This window comes from Amycolatopsis coloradensis, assembly GCF_037997115.1.
GTDB lineage: Bacteria > Actinomycetota > Actinomycetes > Mycobacteriales > Pseudonocardiaceae > Amycolatopsis > Amycolatopsis coloradensis_A.
Window position 1 is genome coordinate 5,751,728 of sequence record NZ_CP150484.1, and the last position, 20,930, is coordinate 5,772,657.

Annotated in this window: 12 protein-coding genes; all 12 read right to left on the reverse strand. The window is 72.2% G+C overall.

The features are described 5' to 3' along the window. Positions 1 to 94 precede the first annotated feature (94 nt). From LCL61_RS26965 to LCL61_RS27020, 12 genes are read right to left on the reverse strand one after another with little or no spacing between them, the layout of a single operon-like run. Positions 95 to 1,117 (reverse strand): 3-deoxy-7-phosphoheptulonate synthase, encoded by a 1,023-nt coding sequence (locus tag LCL61_RS26965; protein ID WP_340682305.1) that lies wholly within the window; start codon positions 1,115 to 1,117, stop codon positions 95 to 97. After that, a complete protein-coding gene (locus LCL61_RS26970; protein ID WP_340682306.1) occupies positions 1,104 to 2,510 on the reverse strand; it encodes a DHA2 family efflux MFS transporter permease subunit in 1,407 nt (468 codons plus the stop codon). Before LCL61_RS26970 ends, LCL61_RS26965 begins: the two co-directional genes overlap by 14 nt. Further along, positions 2,507 to 12,463, reverse strand: a complete 9,957-nt coding sequence (locus LCL61_RS26975) for an amino acid adenylation domain-containing protein (protein ID WP_340682307.1) — start codon at positions 12,461 to 12,463, stop codon at positions 2,507 to 2,509. Before LCL61_RS26975 ends, LCL61_RS26970 begins: the two co-directional genes overlap by 4 nt. Next, on the reverse strand, positions 12,457 to 13,233 hold the full coding sequence (locus LCL61_RS26980) for an ABC transporter ATP-binding protein (RefSeq protein ID WP_340682308.1): 777 nt from the start codon (positions 13,231 to 13,233) through the stop codon (positions 12,457 to 12,459). The genes LCL61_RS26975 and LCL61_RS26980 overlap by 7 nt, the downstream gene beginning before the upstream one ends. Further along, positions 13,230 to 14,270, reverse strand: coding sequence for a FecCD family ABC transporter permease (locus LCL61_RS26985; protein ID WP_340682309.1), 1,041 nt, complete (start codon positions 14,268 to 14,270; stop codon positions 13,230 to 13,232). Before LCL61_RS26985 ends, LCL61_RS26980 begins: the two co-directional genes overlap by 4 nt. Next, positions 14,267 to 15,250: an iron ABC transporter permease gene (locus LCL61_RS26990; RefSeq protein ID WP_340682310.1), complete on the reverse strand. Its 984-nt coding sequence runs from the start codon at positions 15,248 to 15,250 to the stop codon at positions 14,267 to 14,269. Before LCL61_RS26990 ends, LCL61_RS26985 begins: the two co-directional genes overlap by 4 nt. Then, positions 15,247 to 16,251: an ABC transporter substrate-binding protein gene (locus tag LCL61_RS26995; RefSeq protein ID WP_340682311.1), complete on the reverse strand. Its 1,005-nt coding sequence runs from the start codon at positions 16,249 to 16,251 to the stop codon at positions 15,247 to 15,249. The genes LCL61_RS26990 and LCL61_RS26995 overlap by 4 nt, the downstream gene beginning before the upstream one ends. Before the next feature lie 28 nt (positions 16,252 to 16,279). Continuing rightward, the gene (locus LCL61_RS27000; RefSeq protein ID WP_340682312.1) at positions 16,280 to 17,134 is read right to left on the reverse strand and encodes a siderophore-interacting protein; all 855 of its coding nucleotides are present in this window, start codon (positions 17,132 to 17,134) and stop codon (positions 16,280 to 16,282) included. Continuing rightward, on the reverse strand, positions 17,131 to 17,364 hold the full coding sequence (locus LCL61_RS27005) for a phosphopantetheine-binding protein (protein ID WP_016333892.1): 234 nt from the start codon (positions 17,362 to 17,364) through the stop codon (positions 17,131 to 17,133). Before LCL61_RS27005 ends, LCL61_RS27000 begins: the two co-directional genes overlap by 4 nt. After that, positions 17,361 to 18,032, reverse strand: a complete 672-nt coding sequence (locus LCL61_RS27010; RefSeq protein ID WP_340682313.1) for an isochorismatase family protein — start codon at positions 18,030 to 18,032, stop codon at positions 17,361 to 17,363. The genes LCL61_RS27005 and LCL61_RS27010 overlap by 4 nt, the downstream gene beginning before the upstream one ends. Next, positions 18,029 to 19,651 (reverse strand): (2,3-dihydroxybenzoyl)adenylate synthase, encoded by a 1,623-nt coding sequence (locus LCL61_RS27015; protein ID WP_340682314.1) that lies wholly within the window; start codon positions 19,649 to 19,651, stop codon positions 18,029 to 18,031. The genes LCL61_RS27010 and LCL61_RS27015 overlap by 4 nt, the downstream gene beginning before the upstream one ends. Beyond that, positions 19,648 to 20,844 carry an isochorismate synthase gene (locus tag LCL61_RS27020; protein ID WP_340682315.1) on the reverse strand — a complete coding sequence of 399 codons (1,197 nt, stop codon included), beginning with the start codon at positions 20,842 to 20,844 and terminating at the stop codon, positions 19,648 to 19,650. Before LCL61_RS27020 ends, LCL61_RS27015 begins: the two co-directional genes overlap by 4 nt. Between the last annotated feature and the right edge of the window lie 86 nt (positions 20,845 to 20,930).

Below are 20,930 nucleotides of genomic sequence, written 5' to 3' on the forward strand. Positions count from 1 at the left end.
CGGCATGAACGAGGCACGGCGATCCGGGTCAGAACCCGAATCGCCACTCACGACCACCCCCGGCCCACCTGCCTACCCAAGACACCCTCACCGCTCACGAGGCGATGCGCCGCACCGCGTTCGCGCAGGCGAGAGACTCCAGCAGCGGAACCGTCCGCTCCCAGCCCAGGCAAGCGTCCGTGATACTCAGGTCCGGCCGGGGCCGCGCGAAACCGACGTCCTGCCTGCCGTCGGAGAGGTACGACTCGATCATCACCCCGGCCAGCGCGTCGTTGCCCGCGGAGATCTGGTCCGCCAGGTCGGCGACGACCACGGGCTGCCGGTCGTGGTCCTTCCCGCTGTTGCCGTGCGAGGCGTCGACGACGAGCCGGTGCGGCAGACCGGCGGCGGTCAGCGCGTCGAGGGCGTCCGCGATCGCGTGCGCGTGATGGTTGGGTTTCGGGCCACCGCGCAGGACGAGGTGCGCGTCCGGGTTTCCGGCGCTGCGCTGGATCCGGGCGCGCCCGTCGGCCGCGGCGCCCGGGAACACGTGCGGCAGCGCGGCCGCCCGGACCGCGGCGACGGCCGTGTCCAGCCGCCCGGACACGCAGTTCTTCATGCCCACCGGCATCGGCAGCCACGACGCCAGGTGCCGGTGCGGCTGGCTCGCGACGGTCCGCGCGCCGATCGCGCCCCAGCTGACGGTGTCCGCGAAGTACGGCGCGAGGAACGGGTCGACGAACTCGTACGCGAGCGGCAGCCCGGTCGCGGCGGCCTCGTCCAGGAACCGCCGTCCGATCCGGACACCGGACGCGAGATCGCCCTTGCCGTCCAGGGTGGGGTCGGGCACCAGACCGGTCCAGCCCGCGATCGTCCGCGGTTTCTCCAGGTAGGCGCGAAGGACCACGACGAGATCGTCGGCGAACCGGCGGGACGCCTCGGCGAGCCGGTGCGCGTACTCGAGCGCGCCGTCGGTGTCGTGCACGGAACACGGGCCCACGACGACGAGCAGCCGGGAGTCGCGGCGGGCGAGGACGTTCGCGACGGTTTCGCGGTGCCGGACGATCTCATCCGGCGCGACGCCGCTTGTGGCCACTTCGGCCGGACTGGGCAGTGTGTCCTGGTCAAGCATCCGCATGACCTCTCTTCTTGTCGGGGGCGGCCACCCCGGCCCGGGGCAGCCGCGTCGCACCGGCCACCGCCACGACGGCGAGGCCGAGAACACACCAGAAGGCGTCGGCGAAGGCCGCGGCGACGTCCGGGCCGCGGGCGGCCAGCCGGGCCTGCAGCACCACGGCCAGCACCGCGGTGCCGATCGAGCCGCCGAGCGTGTTGAGCAGGTTCAGCGCCCCGGCGGCGCGGGGCAGCCGGGCGGGTTCGACCCGGCGGTAGACGATCGTCATCACCGGCGCGCCGATCATCGCCGCGCCGAAACCGCGTAACAGCAAGGAAAGCACGATGACCCAGTCCGGAAGACCGGGACCGAGCCGGGTGAAGGGCGCGGTGCCGAGGGCGACCAGGCCGATCCCGCTCAGCACCAGGGTGCGCGGCGAGATCCGGTCGACCAGGCGGTTCACCAGTACGGAACCGGCCGCCGCGCCGATGCCCTGGGGCACCAGCAGCAGTCCGGTGTCCCAAGTGGACAGTCCGGGACCACGCTGCAGGTAGAGCGGGAGCAGGAACATCGTGCCGAACACCGACGCGCCGAGCAGCACCAGCGCCAGCGCGGCGACCCCGAACGGAGGCCGCGTGAACAAGCGTGGATCCAGCAAGGGCGCTTCGGCGAGCAGGCCGTGCCGCACGAACGCCGCGAGCATCACGACGCCGAGCACGACGGCGATCCCGGCGACCACCGGCGTCCCCTGCTCGAACCAGGTGAGCCCGAAGACCAGGACGGCGAGCCCCGGCGAAAGCAGCAGCGCGCCGCGGAAATCGAAGCGCGCACCCTTGCCGCCGGGTTCACCCGCCGGAACCCAGCGCCGGGCCAGGATCACCGCCACCACACCGATCGGGAGGTTGACATAGAACAGCCATGGCCAGTCCGCGACGGCGAGGATCGTGCCGCTCGCCATCGGGCCGAGCACCGGCGACAACAGCGGTACGAGACCGACGACGCTGATCACGCGCCCGATCCGGTCCGGTCCTGCCGCTCGTGCCAGGAGCGCCTGGCCGGTCGGCGGCAGCAGGCCACCCGCGAGCCCTTGCAGGACACGGAAGGCGATGAGCGCGGGCAGGGTCGGCGCCAGCGCGCACAACAGCGACGCCAGCAGGAACACGACGACGGCGGTGAGCCAGACCCGCCTGCCGCCGAACCGGTCGGCGAGCCAGCCCGACGCCGGTACCGCCGTGACCACGGCCAGCAGGTACGCCGTCGTCACCCATTGGACACCGGTGACCGGCGCGCCGAACTCGTCGGCGAGGGTGTCGACGCCGACCGAGACGATCGTGCTGTCCAAGGTCGCCATGAACGTGCCGAGCACCAGGACGGCCGCCGTGCGCCACAGGGCGGCGTCGATCGGGCGCGCGGTCACCGCTCCCCCACGAAGCCCGCGGCGTCACCGTCGAGCCAGGACGGCAGTTTCCGCAGGAAGCCGACCAGGTCGTCGGCGAGCGACCGGGCGTCGGTCTCCCTCGTGTACAGAACGCCTTCCCAGCCGTGCTCGCCGGGGACGACGGTGACGCTCACCGGATGGTGCGTGCGTTCACGGAACCTCGTCCCGGTGACGGTCAGGCCGGGCGCGGGTTCGCGCAGTTTCGCCGGGTCCACCGGATAGTTCTCGAAGACGAGCAGGCTGTCGAACAGGCGCTCGCGGCCGGCCAGCGACGCGAGCTCCGGCAGGCCGATCCGGTGGTGGCCGGCCATCGAATGCTGCCGCGCCTGCAAATCGGCGAGCGCCTCGGCGACCGTCCCGGTGAACCGGGCGCGGACCGGGACACTGTTCGCCAGCAGGCCGATGATGTCCTCGACACCGTCCACATCGGATGTCCGGTTCGAGGTCATCACCCCGAAGCTGACGTCCCGGCGCCCGGCGTGGGCCGCCAGGACGGCCGCCCACGCGCCCTGTAGAAGGGTGTTGGCGGTGAGTCCCCGCGCCGCGCCCAGCCGGGTCAGCTCCGCGACCAGTGGAGCGTCCACAGTGAACAGAGCGGGCTCGGCGGATCCGTCGGTACGCGACACGTGATCGCCTTCGGGCAGGTCGGCGAGTTCCGCCCGCCAGGCCCGGACGTCGGCCGAGTGATCGGCCGCGGCGAGCAGGCGGGTGTACCGGGTCGGCGGCACCGGCTCCGGCAAAGGCTTCCCCGCGTACAGTGCGAACAATTCGCCGAGGATGCGCGGCGCGGACCAGCCGTCGGACAACAGATGGTGACCGGTCAGCACGAGGGTCTGCCGGGCGAGGCCATGCCGCAGCACCGTGACCCGCCACAATGGACCATGGGCCAGGTCGAACGGCTCGGCGAGTTCCTCGTCCAGCGCGGCGTCCACTTCGGACACTTCGCGGACACGGAACCCGGCCCGCGGCTCCGCGGGGATCACCTGGACCTCGTGCGACGCCGGGAACACCGCGCCCAGGTTCGGCTGCCGTCGGACCAGCGCGGTCGCCGCCGCCCGCAGTGCCTCGACGTCGAGGTCACCGGACAGCGTGAACGCGGCCTGCACCGGATACGGATCCTCCTCCGCCGCGCGGGACTCGCGCAGGATCACCTCCTGCAACGGGGTCAGCGGCATGATCTCACCGGGCCCTGGCACGTCGGCTGCGAGGGCGTCCAACTCCCGGCGGAAATGCTCGCCCAGCACGACGATCTCGTCTTCGGTGAACACCGCGGACGGCCACGTGAAGCGGACACCGAGCGTGCCACCGTCGGGGACCATCGCGTTCACCGTGAGCGCGTACGGCAGTGGCATCTCCGCACCACCGCCGGAACCGAGCGGATCGGCGTCCGGCGGGCGCTGCCACAGGGTCTCCGCGACCGGAGCCTCGGGGAACCGGCCGAGATAGTTCCAGGCGATCTCGGGCCGCGGGCCGCCGACGCCGAGGATTCCGTGCCCGAGGCCGTCCCCCGCCGCGCGCAGATGGTCGCGCACCGCCCGCAGCGCGTCCGGCAACGGTCCGTCCGGTGGGGCGATCCGCGCCGGATGCACGGCGGTGAACCAGCCGGCGGTCTGCGCCAGATCGACCGTGCCCGTGAAGTCCGGGGTGTGTCCCGGCCTTCCGTGACTTTCGACGGCGACGACCAGATCGGCGACGGTCCCGCGCCAGGCGGCGACAGCGCGGGCGAGCGCGGTCAGCAGCACGGTGTCCGGGCCCGTGCGATACGCCGTGGGCAGCGCGGTGAGCACGGCGTGGGTGGTGTCCTCGCCGATGTCGAGCCGGTGGTGCCGGGCGGTCGCCACGGTGTCGCGCGCCGGATCGAGCCGGGTGCGGCCGAGCGTGGTCTCCGGCGCGGCGGCGATCCCTCGCCAGTACGGCAATTCGTCCTCTCGATGCGGGGCGGCCGCGCGCAGCGACCGCGCCCAGCCCAGGAACGACTGCCCGCGCCGGTGCAGGGTCTTGCCGTGGAAGGCCTGTTCGACGTCGTCGAGCAGGACACGCCAGGTCACCGCGTCGGCGACCAGGTGGTGCGCCACCAGCAGCAACCGCCCCGGTCGCTCCTCGCCGACGTCCACCAGGACCGCCCGCACCAGCGGGCCGGTGCGGGGGTCCATCCGCGCGGCGATCTGCACGACCTGCGCGTCCAGCGCCGCGCGCGGATCACGGGACACGCGGATGGCGGTGAGCACGTCGGCACCGGTCACGGCGCCGACGTCCGGGACACGAAGCGCGTCTTCGACCAGATGTGCGCGCAGGACGTCGTGGCGGGCGAGAACGGCGTCGAGCACCGCGGTCCAGCGAGGGACGTCGTCCGCCGAAGGCACGCAGATCTCGACCCATTGGCAGAACCCGTCGGCCGCCTTTCCCGCGCGCCGCAACAGATCGCGCATGATCGGCGTGAGCGGGGCATCGCCGACGGCGTGAGCTTCCTCGGCCTGTTCGGGTTCGCCACAGCGCGCGGCGATCCCCGCGACCGTGCCGCCTTCGAGGACGTCGCGCGCGGTCAGGTGCAGCCCTTCGCGGCGGGCACCGGAGACGACCCGCAGCGAGGCGATGCTGTCGCCGCCCGCGTCCAGGAAGCCGTCGTCCAGCCCGACGTCGGGTCCGAGCAGATCGCGGACCACTCGCAGCAACACCGCTTCCGCCGGGGTGACGGGTTCCCGTCCGCCGTCGGAGCGGGCTTCCGGCGCGGGCAGCGCGGCGCGGTCCAGCTTGCCGCTCGGTCCGAGCGGAAGCCGGTCCAGCGCGACGAACGCGGTCGGCACCATGTACGCGGGCAGCTCCGCCGCGAGGTGTGCGCGCAGCGCGGCCGGGTCGGGTTCGGCACCGTCCACGGGGACGAAGTACGCGACCAACCGGTCCTCCCGGACGATCACCGCGGCGGCGCGCACGTCATCGTGGGCGGTCAGCGCGGTCTCGATCTCGCCGAGTTCGATCCGGAACCCGCGCAGTTTGACCTGGTGGTCGGCGCGGCCGAGGAAGACGATCTGCCCGTCCGGCCGCCAGCGGACCAGGTCGCCGGTGCGGTACATGCGCTCCCCCGGCGGCCCGAACGGGTCGGCGACGAACCGTTCGGCGGTCAGCGCCGCCCGGCCGACATAGCCCTGCGCGAGCTTCGGCCCGGCCAGGTACAGCTCGCCGGTCACGTTCGTCCCGACCGGGAGCAGTCCGCCGTCGAGCACGTACGCGCGGACCTCCGGGTCCGGGCGGCCGATCGGGAGCGGGCCGGGGTCGGCCGGGTCGTAGTGCCAGGTGACCGAGTTGATGGTGACCTCGGTCGGGCCGTAGGCGTTGAACAGCGCGCGCCGGTTCCCCCAGCGCCGGGCCAGTTCCGGGTCGAGCCGTTCGGCGCCGACGACGAAGAACACGTCCGGGTCGACGGTCGCGTCGTCGGGCATCGCGGAGAGGAACGAGGGCAGCAGGTTGAGCCCGGTGACGCGGTGTTCGGCGGCGTAGGCCAGCAGATCGTCACCGGAGACCCGTACCTCCTCCGGCGCGATCACCGACGTGCCTCCGGACAGCAGCGGCAGCATGAACTGCCAGAAGGCGACGTCGAAACTCGTCGAGGCGAAATGCAGGTACCGCTCGGCGGTCCCGATCCCGACGATGTCCTCCTGCAGCGCGATCAGGCTCGGGACACCGCGATGCGGCACCGCCACACCCTTCGGTTTGCCGGTGGTGCCGGAGGTGTAGATGACGTAGGCGATCGCGTCCTCGCTCAGCCGGATTCCCGGATCGGTGTCCTCAGTGGACAGATCGGCCGGGTCGATCACCGGAAGGCCGTCGACGTCCGAAGTGGACACGACGGCGGCGGGCTCGATGTCGCCGAGCATGTACGCCAGCCGGTCGGCCGGATAGTCCGGGTCCATCGGCACGTGCACCGCGCCCGCCTTGATCACGCCGAACAAGGCGACCACGAGGTCGACGTCACGGCGCAGCAGGACCGCGACCGGATCCTGTGGTTTCACTCCGGCGTCGATCAGGGTGTTCGCGAGCCGGTTGGCGCGACGGTCCAGTTCGGCGTAGGTCAGGCTCCGGTCCCGGCACACGACGGCTTCCGCGTCCGGGGTCTCCCGGACCCAGCGGCCGAACTCCTCCAGCATGCCGCCGCGTTCGCGCTTCGGTTCCGGTCCTTCGCCGAGGCGCAGCATCGCGCGTTCTTCCTCGGCGTCGAGTGCGCGCAGCCGAGAGACCGGCCGCGCCGGATCGGCCACGATCTCGTGCAGCACGGCACGCAGCCACCGACCGTAGGACTCGGCCTCCTCGCGGGTGAACGCCTGAGGCTGGTAGCCGAGGCCGACGGTGAACTCGTCGCCGGGCAGCACGATCACCGTGAGCGGGTAGTGCGTGGCGTCGGTGATGTCGACGCCGACGAGATCGAGGCCGGGCGCCGGCGTGGTGCGGGCGCGGCTGGAGAGCGGGAAGTTCTCCATCACGAGCATCGTGTCGAACAGGTCGCCGACGCCGGCCGCGCGCTGGATGTCCGGCAGCCCGGCGTGATGGTGATCGGTGAGCCGGACGCTTTCGGTGTGCACGCGCTCCAGCACGGTGACCGCGGTGTCGGCGGCGTCGAAGCGCACGCGTACCGGGATCGTGCTGCCGAGCTGCCCGATCATGCGCTCGACGCCGGGGACGTCGGCCGGGCGGCCGGAGACCGGGCAGCCGAAGACCACGTCGCGACGGCCGGTCAGCCTGGCGAGCAGCACTCCCCACGCGGTCTGGAACACCGTCGTCGGGGTGATCCCGCGTTCACGGGAGAAGGCGCGCAACCGCTCGCTGAATTCCCCGCCCAGTTCCACGATGACGCGTTCCGGACGCTCCACAGTGGTCTCGACGCTCGCCGGGGCGAGCCGCGTTCCTTCCTCGAGTCCGGCCAGCGCCTCGCGCCACGCCTCCGATGCCGCGTCCGGGTCGCGTTCGCCGAGCACGCGGTGGTACTCCGCAAGCGGGGGCGCGACCGGGGCGGCCGGGCCGCCGCCGAGTTCGGCGTAGGTGGCCAGCAGCGTGCGGCCGACCAACGGCATCGACCAGCCGTCGAGCAGCGCGTGGTGGTTGGTGAGCACCAGGCGGTGCTCGTCCGGGGCGAGGGTCAGCAGCAGGAACCGGATCAGCGGCGGAGTCGCCGGATCGAAGGGACGGGCGAGTTCGGCGCGGCACTCGGCCTCGACCTCGTCGGGGGACACGCTCGCGAACCGCCAGTCCAGCGTGACCTCGGCGGGCACCACCTGGACGACCTCGCCCGCGTCGGTGGTGTGCAGGTGGACGCGCAACGCGGGATGCCGCCGCAGCATTTCCGCCGCGGCCTCCCGCATGCGGCCGGCGTCGAGCGCGCCGCTGAGCAGGGTGACGGCCTGCACCACGTAGACGTCGGTGTCTTCGGTGCCGCGCGCCAGAGTGTGGAACGAAAGCCCGGTCTGCAACGGGGTCGCGGGCAACACGTCTTCGAGCCGGCCCCGGCGTTCGAGCGCGTCGATGTCGGCCTGGTCGAGGCCGACCAACGGCAGATCCGACGGCGTGAGCCCGCCTCCATCCGGTCCGATCCGCGCCGCGTGCGCGGTCAGGGCGTCCAGCGCTCGGGACCACGCTTCCTGAAGCGCCGCAACGCTTTCCTGTGGCAGGACCTCGCCCGCAGCGGTCCATTCGACGGCGAGCCGGGGACGGCCGTCCTCGCGGACGAAGCAGTTCAGCGCCAGTACCTGTTCCAGCGACTTCGCCGCCGGTTCGGTGACCGCGAACGGGTCCTCCTCCGGCAGCCGCCAGCCGGTGCCGGGCAGTGCCGCGAACCGGCCGAGGTAGTTCAGGACGACGTCCGGCGGTGGGACGGCGGCGAGTTCGTCCCGGGTCAGCGGGTCGAGATACCGCAGGACGCCGAAGCCGACGCCGTTGTCCGGAACGCCGCGTTTGGCCTCCTTGGCGGCTCGCAGCAGCCTTCCCGCCGCGTCTCCGCCGGTGAGCGCGCTTTCGAAGTCCGTGGTCGCCGCCACCGCGGTGGCGGGAACCCGCAACGGATGTTCGGCGGTGAACCAGCCGACGGTGCGCGAAAGGTCCAGACCGTCTTGATCCCGGCCGTGTCCTTCGAGGGACACGGTTTCCGCCTCGACCGGAGCACCCCGCCACGACCGGAGGGCGAGCACGAGCGCGGCGAGCAGGACGTCGTCGGGTCCGGCGCGGTAGGCGGCGGGCAAGGCGGTGAGCACCGCGTCGGTCTGCTCCGGGGTGGCGACGGTGACCGAACGCCGTGCGGTCGCGACCGTGTCGGCGGTCCGATCGAGCGGCCGGTGGCCGAGGCGCGGGCCGTCGAGCGCGCCACGCCAGTGTTCGAGTTCGCCGCGCCGGGCACCGGAAGTCCCTTGCTCCGCGAGAAGAAGCGCGTGACGCCGCCAGGAGGTCCCGACCGGTTCGAGCACTTCACCGGCGCACGCGGCGCGCAGATCCGGCAGCAACACCCGCCAGGAGACACCGTCGACCGCCAGGTGGTGGAGCACGATGACGAGGTGATCCGGCAGCAACGCGACCTTCAGGACACCCGCGCGGAGATCAAGGGACTCCGCCAGTTCCGCCGCGACCTCGGCCGGGTCCCCCGTCGTCTCGATCACCACGTCGGACGCCTTCACGGCCCCGCGTTCGCGAACCCGCATTTCGTCCTCTAAATGCAAACGCAGGACGTCGTGGTGGTCCAGCAGCGTTTGGACGCCTTCGGTTAGCCGGGCGGGAAGAAGATCCTCGTCGAGCCGGAGCGCGGTCCATTGCGTGTACCCGGCGAACGTCGCGACGTCCGGATGCGGGTCGAGCAGGGCGCGGACGATGGGCGGGGCAGGCACCACGCCGATCGGCTCGTCCGGCGGTGCGGCCGGGCCGCCGATCTCCGCGCTCGCCGCGGCCAGCGCCTCGAAGCTGCGGCGGGCGAGCAGATCACGCGGCCGCAGGTCTAGGCCGTGGGCGCGGAGCCTGCTGCTGACGCTGATCGCGGTGATGCTGTCACCGCCCAGCGCGAAGAAGTCGTCGTCGACGGCGACTTCCTCGACGCCGATCACCTCGGCGATGGTGGCGCACAGCAGCCGTTCGCGTTCGGTGGCGGCGGTCCTTCCGGCCGCCGCGCGCGGGGCGGGCAACGCGGCCCGGTCGATCTTCCCGTTGGAGGTCAACGGAAGCGTGTCGAGCACGACCACCGCGGCGGGCACGAGATGCTCGGGCACCCGCCCGGCGAGTTCCGCGCGGACCTCGTCCGGGACGACCTCGCCGACGACGTAGCCGATGAGCCGGGGGCCGCGCACCGCGGCGGCGGCCGCACGCACTCCGGGAACGGCGGCCAAGGCGGCCTCGACCTCGCCGAGTTCGACACGGTGGCCGCGCACCTTCACCTGGCCGTCGCGGCGGCCCAGGTACTCCAGACCGCGACCGGGCACCCAGCGGGCCAGGTCGCCGGTGCGGTACATCCGGTCGCCGGGCGCGCCGAACGGGTCGGCGACGAACCGTTCGCCGGTCGCGCCGGGACGCCCGAGATAGCCGCGCGCCAGATGCGGCCCCGCGAGGTACAGCTCACCCGGCGTTCCGGCGGGCGCCGGACGCAGCGCGGCGTCGAGCACCCGGACCGCCGTCCCGGGCACCGCGGTGCCGATCGTCGGCTCCCCGTCGTCCAGCCAGGATCCGGCTCCGTCCACAGTGGCCTCGGTCGGGCCGTACATGTTGCGGGCGCGGACACCCGACTCCGCGACCCGGCGCCACAGCGCGGGCGGAGTCGCCTCGCCGCCGAGGACGAGCAGCGCGGGTGGGTTCGGGCCGTCGAGCAGCCCGGCGTCGACGAGCGGCGTGGCCATCGACGGTGTGGTGTCGACGACGTCGATCCGGTCGCGGGCGAACGCGGCCAGCAGTTCGTCGGCGTCCCGCGCGACGTCGGTGCCGTAGACGTGCAGCTCGTGCCCGAACAGCAGCCACATCAGCTGGTCGAGCGCGGAGTCGAAGGCGAACGAGTAGGTGTGCGCGACGCGCAGCCGCCTGCCCGCGGCGCGTTCGGTCTCGGCGACCGTGGTCGCGCGGTGATGGCGCAGCAGCGTCGCGAGCCCGCCGACCCGGCCGAGGACACCCTTGGGACGCCCGGTGGAGCCGGAGGTGAAGATGACGTACGCGAGATGTTCCGGATGACGCGGAACATCCAGCGGCGAGGAGTCCAGAGTGGACAGATCGGTCTCGCCCAGCAGCAGTTGCGGCCCCGGCACGATCTCCGGGTCGTGGGCCACGGTGAGCACCGCGCCCGCTTCGGCGGCGAGCTCCCGCAGCCGCTCGACCGGATGGGCCAGATCCAGCGGCAGGAAGGCGGCCCCGGCGTCGAGCACCGCCAGCAGGGCGACGACGAGATCCGCGGACCGCGGCAGGGCCAGCGCGACGACGTCGTCGGCCCCGACGCCGCGTGCCCGCAAGGCCCGGGCGAGACGGTGCACCCTTGTGACGAGTTCGCCCGCGCCCAGCCGTTCTTCACCGAAGACCAGTGCGGTCTGCTCGGGATCGAGTCGCGCGAGAAGTTCAGGTACACCAAGGAGTTCGCTGTCCGGGGCGGGGGTGGACCACGCCTCCAGCAAGGTGTCCCGCTCCCCCGGCGGCACCAAGTCGGCACCGGCGACCGCTGGGCCGTCCGGTTCGGTCAGCGCGGTGATCAGGCAGCGCAGCGCGGTCAGCTTGGCATCGACGGCGGCCTGGTCGTGGGTCCGCGCGTCGACCTCGAAACCGAGCAACAGCCCGCCGTCCGAGGTCGGGAGCACCGACAGCCCCATGTCCTCCGGCGGCCCGCCCGCGACGTTGCGCATGGTGCCGTGCGAGCCCGCGAAGTCGAGCTTCAGGTCGAACGCCTTGAGGTTGATGCCGCGGCCGTGAAGCAGCGCCCCGGCGCCGGGCACCGCGAGATCCTGGGGCAGGTCCTCGCCGCGATACCGCTGATGCGTGCGCATCTCCTTCAGCGCGCCCGCGACCCGCGTGGTCAGCTCGGCCGCCGAGTCCTCCGGGAGCACCGTGACCCGCAGCGGCAGCACGTTGACCGCCATCGCCGGGGTCCGCAGCGCGGCTCCTTCACGGCACATCAACGGCATCGCGAACACGACGTCGGTCCAGCCGAGCACGCGGTGCAGGAACGCGGCGTAGCAGGCGATCAGCGCGTCGCCCCACGTCGTCCCGGCGCGTTTGCCCAGTTCACGCAACCTCGCCACGTCCGACGCGGGCAGGACCGACCGGGCGGTCACGATGTGCTCGGGCGGGCCTGCCGCGCTGCCGCCGTCATCGAGACCCGGCAACGGGGTGAACCGCTCGCGCCAGTACGCGCGATCCTGCTCGAACCGTTCGCTTTCGCGGTAAGCGCGATCGGCCTCGACGAGATCGGCGAAGCGGGCGAACGTCGAGGGCGGCATCTCCTTGCCTTGGACCGAAGCGGTGTAGTGAGCGGCTGTCCGGCGGGCGAGCATCGCCGCGGTGTAGCCGTCGAACACGAGGTGGTGCCCGAGCTGGGTGAACCACACATGCGAGTCGGAAAGCCGCAGCACGAGATGGGCGAACAGGGGCCGGTCCACCATGCCGCGGCACGCCTCGGCGACGCGGCGGCGTTCGGCGTCCACCCGCGCGTGCGCGGCGGCCACCGGATCGGCCTCACCGCGCAGGTCCACGACCTCCGGCAGCGGTACCGCGTCTTCCGACACGACCTGGCGCGGGCCGCCCGGCGTCTCGAAGACGCGCAGCCGCAGGCTGTCGGCCTCCTCGGCGGTCGCGCGGATCGCCTCGGTCAGCGCGACGACGTCGACCGCCTTGTCACCGACGATCTCGATGACATCCCCGACGACGTAGTAAGGCGAGTCGGGTTCGAGGCGTTGCGCGGTCCAGATCCCCAGCTGGGCACCGGTGAGGTTCAGCATGAGGGCACCACCATCGGGGTTCCGGTCACCGGGTCGGGCACGACGACGCTCGGGAGATCGAAGACCTCCTTCATCAGCTCGGCGTCGACGATGTCGGCGGGCGCTCCCTCGGCGACGATCAGGCCGTCCCGCAACGCCACGAGATGATCGGCGTACCGGCAGGCCTGGTTGATGTCGTGCAGGACGGCGATCACCGTGCGGCCCTCGTCGCGCAGGCGCGCCAGCAAGTTCAGCAGCTGGTACTGGTGCGCGATGTCGAGGAACGACGTCGGCTCGTCGAGCAGCAGGTACGGCGTCTTCTGCGCCAGCACCAGCGCCACCCACACGCGCTGACGCTGTCCACCCGAAAGCTCCTGCACCGGCCGGTCGGCCAGCCCCGCCACCCCGGCCGCGGTCATCGCCTCGAGCACCGCGCGTTCGTCCTCTTCGGACCACGACGCGAACAGCGACTGGTGCGGGAACCGGCCGCGCGCGACCAGCTGCCGGACGCGGACGTCCTCCGGCGCCACCGGGTCTTGGGGCAGGAACCCGAGTTCCCGCGCCAGCCCCTTGCCGGGGAAGGAACCGACGTCCTTGCCGTCGAGCAGGACATCGCCGTCAGCCGGACGAAGCAGCCGGACGAACGCGCGCAGCAACGTCGACTTGCCACACGCGTTCGGTCCGACGACGGCGGTGAACGCGCGGTCGGGCACGTCGAGGCTCAGCCGGGTCGACACCACCCGGTCGCCGTAGCGCAGGGTCAGGTCCCGGGCGGTCAAGCGGGCACTCATGTGCGCCGCACCTCCTTGGTGAGCAGCCAGATCAGGTAGCCGCCGCCGATCACGGTGCTGACCACACCGACCGGCAGCGCTTCCGGCGCGAGCAGCATCTGGGCGGCCAGGTCGGCGCTGGTCAGCAGCACGGCGCCGGTGAGGGCGGCGGGCAGCAGGGAAATACCGGGCGTGCGGGCCAGCCGCCGCCCGATCTGCGGGGCGGCCAGCGCGATGAACGCGATCGGCCCGGCGACGGCGGTGACCGTGGCCGTGCAGCCGACCCCGATCAGCACCAGCACCAGCCGCAGCCGGTCCCAGCGGACACCGGTGGTGACCGCCAGCGCGCCGCCGAGCGCGGCCTGGTGCAACGCCGGCGCCCTGGTGAACAGCACGACGAACAGCACCGCGAGCACCCCGAACGGGATCGCGACGTCGTCCCAGCCGATCCCGTTGAGGGAACCGGCGTTCCAGCCGACGGCCGCGATCGCGATCTCGAGTTCGGCACGCAGCACGATCCACGAGTTGAAGGCGGTCAGCATCGCGTTGATCGCGATCCCGATGACGATCAGCCGCAGCCCGGACAGCCCGCCGCCGAGCGACAACGCGTACACGATCGCCGCCGTGATCACGCCGCCGAGCACCGAACCGACGGTCAGCTGCGTCGACGTCCCCGAGAGCACGGTGATCGCGAACAGCGCGCCGGTGTAGGCGCCGGCGTCGAGACCGATCACGTCCGGGCTGCCCAGTGGATTGCGGGTGATGTTTTGAAAGATCGCGCCCGCCAGGCCGAGCGCGGCACCGAACACCAGCCCGGCCAGTACCCGCGGCAGGCGCCATTCGCGGATGACCACGCCGGGGCCGCCGCCGGAACCCGTGAGTGCGGTGAACACGCGGGCGGGACTCGCCCACGCCGCGCCGTAGCAGAGCCCGAGCAGGGTCAGACCGGCGATGATCGCGAGCATCGCCACGAGAAAGACGAGGGTGCGGCGTTCCAGCCGGGCGGAGAACCGCCCGCGCCTCAGGACGAGGGCGCTCGCTCTGTTCACAGTGTTCACAGTGGCGCCGCCCCGTATTTGCGGACGGCCCAGATCAGCACCGGGCCGCCGAGGAACGCGGTCACGATCGCGACCGGCACCTCACCGGTCGGCAGCAGGACCCGGGAGCCGACGTCCGCGGCCAGCATCAGGACCGGGCCGAGCAGCGCGGCGAACGCGATCAGCCACGGGATCGACGCGCCCGCCACCCGCCGGGCCAGATGCGGCACGATCAGCCCGACGAACAGGATCGGCCCGGCCAGCGCGGTCGCCGCGCCCGCCATCAGCGTGATCAGCAGCAGGGTGATCGTCCGGACCCTGGCGACGTTCGCGCCGAGCGTGCGCGCGACCGTCTCGCCGAGCGCGATCGCGTTCAGCTGACGGCTCACCGCGAACGCTCCCAACAGGGACAGGCCGATGACGATCAGCGGTACCGTGGTCGGCGCCTGCTCACGTCCTGCCAGCGAACCCACCGACCAGAACCGGTAGACGTCGAAGGTGTCCGGGAACAGCAGCCGCAGGCCGAGGGTGAGCCCCAGCAGCACGGCGCTCAACGCGGTCCCGGCGAGCACCAGCCGCAGCGGCGACTTGCTGCCCACCGCGTACACCAGCGCCGAAGCGCCGACCGCGCCCAGCACCGCCAGGCCCAGCTCGGCGGGCGCCGAAGCGGCGAGCCCGAACGAGGACCCCACCGCGATGGCGAACCCGGCCCCGGCGGTCACACCGAGCACGCCGGGTTCGGCCAAGGCGTTGCGGGACAAGGCCTGCACGAGCACACCGCCGACGGCGAGGGCCGCGCCGACCCCGATCGCCAGCACCGCCCTCGGCATCCGGATGTCCAGTACCACCGCCCGGTCACTCGGATTCCCGTCGCCCAGCAGGGCGCGCACGACCTCGCCGGGGGCGATGGCGTGCGCGCCGATGCCGACGCTCAGCACGGCGACCACGACGAGCCCGAGCAGTGCGGCGCCGAGCAGCGCGGACCGCCCGGTGGTGGTCACTGCTCGAGCAGCGGCGCGAACGCCTGGCCGACGGCGTCCAAAGTGGACGTCGCGGCCCGGTAGGTGGCGGCCTCGGTGAAGCGGAACGGGTAGACCTTGCCCGCCTTCACCGCGGGGAGTTCCCTCCACAGCGGCGAGTCGAGGACGTACTTGACGGGCGCGGGCACGGAACCGTCGGCGCTGACCGAGTAGGTGATGGCGTCGGCCTCGGCGAACGCCGTCGAGAGCTCTTCGATCGACGGGTACTCGCTGACGTCCTTGGAGCCGCCGCCCTTGACCTTGACCTGGCCGTAGTAGGTGGCGCCGATGTCCTGCGCGACGTTGGTGCCCCAGGAACCGTTGAACTCACGCTGGAAATTGCCCTTGGCGACCTCGCCGTACGCTCCGACGTGCCCCAGCTTCAGCTGCGGCAGCACGGCCTTGTACTTCTCGGCCAGCCCCTTGGCCTTGGTGTCGTACGCGGTCTTGAGCGCGTCGAACCCGGCGGCCGCGCCGGCGGCGTCGGCCTGCTTGCGCGACAGCTCGCGCCACATCGACGGCACCGACGGGCCGATCGCCACGACCGGCGCGATCGCTTCGAGCCGCTTGATGTCGATGTCGGCGAGCACCGGCTTCGGCACACCGATGACGATGAGGTCCGGATCCGCCTGCGCGATCGCCTCGTAGTTCGTCTCCGACGCCGACTCGCCCGCGACCTTCGCCAGCTCGTCGTACTTCTTGCGCTCCTGCTCGTTGAACAGCGGGATGCCGCGCTTCCAGCTGGACACCCCGACCAGCGGCGCGCCCGCTTCAAGCAGGGCCGGCACGGCGTAGCCGGTGGCGATGACCCGCTTCGGCGAGACCGGGATGGTGATCTGGCCGTTGTCGGCGGCGAACACCCGGGTCTGACCGCCGTCGGCGGCCTTGCCGTCTTCGCCGGAACCGCAGGCGGTGGCCGCGGTCGCGACCGTCAGCGCGAGCGCGATCGCTCCGGCAAGGCGTCGGGTTCTGGTGGTGCGCATGGGTTTTCCTCGGTTTTCTCGGTGGGGATCAGTGGTCGTGCTCGTCGTCGAAGTCCGCGACGCCGCGTTTCCAGTAGCCGGTCACGTCGTGGTCGTCCTTGCCGAGCCCGAGGTCGTTCTTGAGCCAGCGGCGCAACGGCTTGATCTGCCCGGCTTCACCGGCGACCCAGGCGTAGAGCCGTTCACCGGCGGGGACCTCGATCGTCATGACCGCGCGGGCGAGCATGTCCGAGGCACCCGGCGCGACGTCGCCTCGGTGCAGCCAATGCACTTCGACGTCCTCGGGTGCGGACAGCTCGATCTCCTCACCCGCGTCGGCGACCTCGATGAACGCCCAGCCCGCGGCGGTGCGCGGCAGTTCTTCGAGCCAGCGTGCGATCGCGGGCAGCGCGGTGAGGTCACCGGCGAGCAGGTAGCGGTCGTAGGTGTGCGGCACGATCAGCCCACCGGGCGGACCGGCGACGTGCACCGGGGTGCCGGGGGCGACCTTCTCGGCCCAGCCGGAGCCGAGTCCGCCTTCGTGCAGCGCGACGTCGAGGTCGAGTTCCCCGGAAGCCGGGTCGTACCGGCGGACCGTGTACTCGCGCGACGTCGGGGAGGGCTTGGGCCAGCGCAGCATGTCGCCGTCCTGGACCGGCAGCTTCGGCTCGGGATCCAGCTCGGGGAACAGGACCTTCACGTGCTCGTCGGGCGAATGCGCCTCGAACCCCGCCGTTCCCGGCCCGCCGAGGGTGACTCGGAGCAGTCCGGAGCCGACCATCTCGGTGCGCACCACCTCGGCCTGCCGGATGCGGATCGGATACGGCACCTTCTCCGCGTGCTGTCCCGCGCGGACTTCGGCGATGCGTTCCAGGTGCCGGTGGCGATGGTCGGCGCGGCTCACGCGGTGCTCCCGGTGAGGACCCGCGTCCAGTGGCCGAGGGTCGGCTGCTCGGCGAGGTCGGCGAATTCGAGCGTGTCGGCGCCCTCGGTGCGCCACTGCTCGACCAGGCCCATGATCCGCATCGAGTCGAGGCCGAGGTCGGTGAGGTCGGTCTCCGGTTTCAGCTCGGCCGGGTCGCAGCCGAGGAGTTCGGCGACGTCGGCGTGGATCTTTTCGACGGTCAAGCTCATCGCGGTGCTCCGGCGTGGATCAGGGCCAGCGCGGCGAGCGCGGCGGCCGTGGTGGTCAGTGCGCCGCAGCGCTGGGCGACGTACTCGCAGGCCTGGTCGTGGCGCTCGCGGGAGAAGTCCGCGACCGCGTCGCCGACCAGGAACGGCTGGATGTCGCGCATGAACGCCTCGACGGCGGTGGCCTGGCAGCCGATATGCGCGTAGACACCGGTGATCAGCAGCTGATCCCGGCCCGCTTCGGCGAGCTGCTCGGTGAACGTGCTGCGCTGGAACGCGCTGTAGCGCCACTTCGTCAGGACCTTGTCCCCCGGTTTCGGGGCGAGCTCGGCCACCACGTCGGCCGCGGCCGGGTCGTCGTCGATGACCGCGCCGATCCCGTCGCCCCAGAACTCGGTGAGCAGGCCGCGGTCCTCGGCGGCCTGGTGACCGGGCTGCGCGGTGTAGAACACCGGGACACCCGCGGCGCGGGCGGCGTCGGCCAGCGCGGCGATGTTCGCGACCATCTCCGGCACCGGGGATCCTTCGTACGGCGCGAGGAAGTACCGCTGCGCGTCGTGCACCAGCAACGCGGCGCGGGCGGGGTCGGGCTTCCAGCCGACGCGGCCGGCGGGCAGCTCGGCCTCCGTCGGCAGGGCATACGGCTGAATCTTGGGCAGTGACACTCTCACTTCTCCTTCGCCAGGGCGGCCAGTGCCGCCCGCAGCTCGCGTTTGCTGGTCTTGCCGACGCCGGTGACCGGGAACTCCGGCACGATCTGGACCAGATCGGGCACCTTGAACGCCGCCACTCCGCGTTCACGCACGAACCGGCGCAGTTCCGCCGCGACGGGCTCGGCACCGGCAGCGGGGACGACGTAGGCGCAGGTGCGCTCGCCCAGGTACGGGTCCGGCACCGCGACGACGGCGGCGTCGAGCACGCCGGGGTGGGCCATCAGGTGGTTCTCGACCTCTTCCGCGGCCACCTTCTCGCCGCCGCGGTTGATCTGTTCCTTGGCCCTGCCGACGACTTCGAGGTGTCCCGACGGGTGCCGCCGCACGAGATCCCCGGTGCGGTAGAAGCCGTCCTCGGTGAACGCGGTCTTGTTGTGCTCGGCGGCGCGGTAGTAGCCGCGGATCGTGTACGGACCGCGCGTCAGCAACGCGCCGATCTCGCCCGGCGCGACGACATCGTCCGAAGTGGACAGTGGGTCCTCCGGGTTCACGACGCGGATCTCGTCGTCCGGCGAGATCGGCCGTCCTTGCGTGGCGAGGACGTACTCGTCCGGGTCGTCGAGACGGGTGTAGCAGACCAGTCCCTCGGCCATGCCGAACACCTGCTGCAGACGGCAGCCCAGCGCGGGACCGATCTTCTCGGCCAGTTCACGCGCGCACTTCGCGCCGCCGACCAGCAGTACGTCCAAAGAGGACAGATCACGGGTGGTCCGCGCCGCCGCCTGTGCCCACGCGGCGGCCAGCGGCGGCACGAGCCCGGTGATCGTCACGCCCTCGGCTTCGATCAGCCGGAACGCGGTGTCGGCGTCGGGACGCGGCGCGAACACCGTGGCCGCGCCCGCGTGCAGCGCCCCGAGAAGACCGGGCGAGCTGAGCGGGAAGTTGTGCGCGACCGGCAACGCGGCCAGGTACACGCTTTCCGGGCGCAGGCCACAGATCCTGGCGCTCTCCCGGACGCTGTAGAGGTAGTCGTCGTGCGTGCGCGGGATCAGTTTGGGCAGGCCGGTGCTGCCGCCGGACAGCTGGAGGAACGCGACCCCGGCGGGATCCGGATCCGGCAGGGCGCGCGGGGTCGCCGCTTCGAGCACGGCGAACTCCTCCGTGCCGACGACGAAGACGTTCCGCACCGAAGCGATTTCGGCGGCGACCGCGTGCGCCATGGCCGCGTGGTCGAACCGTTCGTGCTCGCCGACGGTCAGGATCGCCGCCGCCTCGCTCTGTCCGGCGAAATGCCGCAGTTCGCTCGCGCGATGCGCGGGCAGCGCGAACACCGGCAGCGCACCGGCCCGCCACAGTCCGAACACGACGGACGCGAACTCGGGCACGTTCGGCAGTTGCACGACGACCCGGTCGCCCGGCTGGATTCCGGCCCCGGCGAATCCGGCCGCGAGCCGGTGCGCCCGCTCGTCGAGCTCGGCGAAGGTCCAGCGGGCGTTCTCGCCGATCACGGCGAGACGCTCGGCGTAGGCCTCGGCCAGGCTGGTCAGCAGTATGCCGAAGGTCTGGCCGCGCCAGTATCCCGAAGCCCGGTAGCGCGCGGCGGTTTCGGGCGGCCAGGGCACGTGGTCGGAGGTCATTCCACTCCCTCCAGGCCGAGCGCGCGCAGCATGGTGCCGAATTTCGCGCCGGTCTCGGCGAGTTCGGCCGCCGGATCGGAACCCGCCACCACTCCCGCGCCGGCGAACAGCCGCACGGTGCGGTCGCGGACCTCGGCGCAGCGGATGGTGACGACCCATTCGCCGTCACCGTCCAGATCGGTCCAGCCGACGAGACCCGCGTAATAGCCACGATCCTCGGGTTCGAGCGCGGCGATCGTGTCGCGGGCGAGCGCGGTCGGGACACCGCAGACGGCTGGTGTCGGATGCAGCGCCTCCGCCAGCCCGAGCGCGGACGAACCGGCGTCGCCCGGGTCGGCCAGCCGTCCGCTGATCCTGGTCGAGAGGTGCCACATCGTGGGCGTGCCGATCACCTCGGGTTCGGCGGGGACGTCGAGGTCGACGCAGAACCGGCCAAGCACTTCGGCCACCTGGGCGGCGACATGGGCGTGTTCGGCACGGTCCTTTTCGGACGCCAGCAGATCGGCGACGCGGCGGGCGTTTTCGGCGTCGTCGACCACCCGCGGCCGCGATCCGGCCAGCGGGTTGGCCGTCACGACCCGGCCGCGACGGGAGACCAGCAGTTCCGGGCTCGCGCCGATCAGGGTGCGCGGCGCGGAATCCCCCGGCGCGCTGACGTCCACCGCGAAAGCGTGGGCCGCCGGATCCGCGTGGACGAGCCGGGCAAGCAGCCGCGGCACGGCGATGGGATCGCCACCGGTGACGTCGAGGCAGCGGGCCAGCACGATCTTGCGAAGGTCACCGTCACGGATCTCGTCCAGCGCCTTGGCGACGGCAGTGGTGTAGACCTCCGGCGCGGGCCGCGGCGACACCGACCAGGTCCCGCCGCCGAACGGGGCGACCGGACCACTCGCCTTCGGTGGTCCTGCCCGGCGCACCACGGCGGGCACCACCAGGCTGCTCGGCGCGTCGGGCCGGAATCCGATCGCCCCTGCCACCACGGGTTCGGTCACTCCCGCCACGAGGGCGGCGTCGAGGACTTCGGCGGCGGCACGGGCACGTTTGCCCGGCACCGCGTGGACCGGGGAATACACCCCGTCGGCGAGAAGCGATCCTCGAGCGGACGAGTAGTAGAACGATCCGGGCAGGTACGCCGCCAGCAGATCGGCCGCCTGGTGGACCGGCCTTGGTCGGGCCGGTGCAGGTGAGGACACGAATGGATTCCCTTTCGCGAATACTACTGACGAGGTCGGCACCCTCTGGGCGCCTCGTGCGTGGCGCGGTGCCTGACCCCCGGACG

Excerpts from the sequence above, each read along its gene's own strand:
- LCL61_RS26965 (WP_340682305.1), bottom strand. The coding sequence starts at position 1,117 with ATGCGGATGCTTGACCAGGACACACTGCCCAGTCCGGCCGAAGTGGCC.
- LCL61_RS26975 (WP_340682307.1), bottom strand. The coding sequence starts at position 12,463 with ATGCTGAACCTCACCGGTGCCCAGCTGGGGATCTGGACCGCGCAACGC.
- LCL61_RS26980 (WP_340682308.1), bottom strand. The coding sequence starts at position 13,233 with ATGAGTGCCCGCTTGACCGCCCGGGACCTGACCCTGCGCTACGGCGAC.
- LCL61_RS26995 (WP_340682311.1), bottom strand. The coding sequence starts at position 16,251 with ATGCGCACCACCAGAACCCGACGCCTTGCCGGAGCGATCGCGCTCGCG.
- LCL61_RS27005 (WP_016333892.1), bottom strand. The coding sequence starts at position 17,364 with ATGAGCTTGACCGTCGAAAAGATCCACGCCGACGTCGCCGAACTCCTC.
- LCL61_RS27015 (WP_340682314.1), bottom strand. The coding sequence starts at position 19,651 with ATGACCTCCGACCACGTGCCCTGGCCGCCCGAAACCGCCGCGCGCTAC.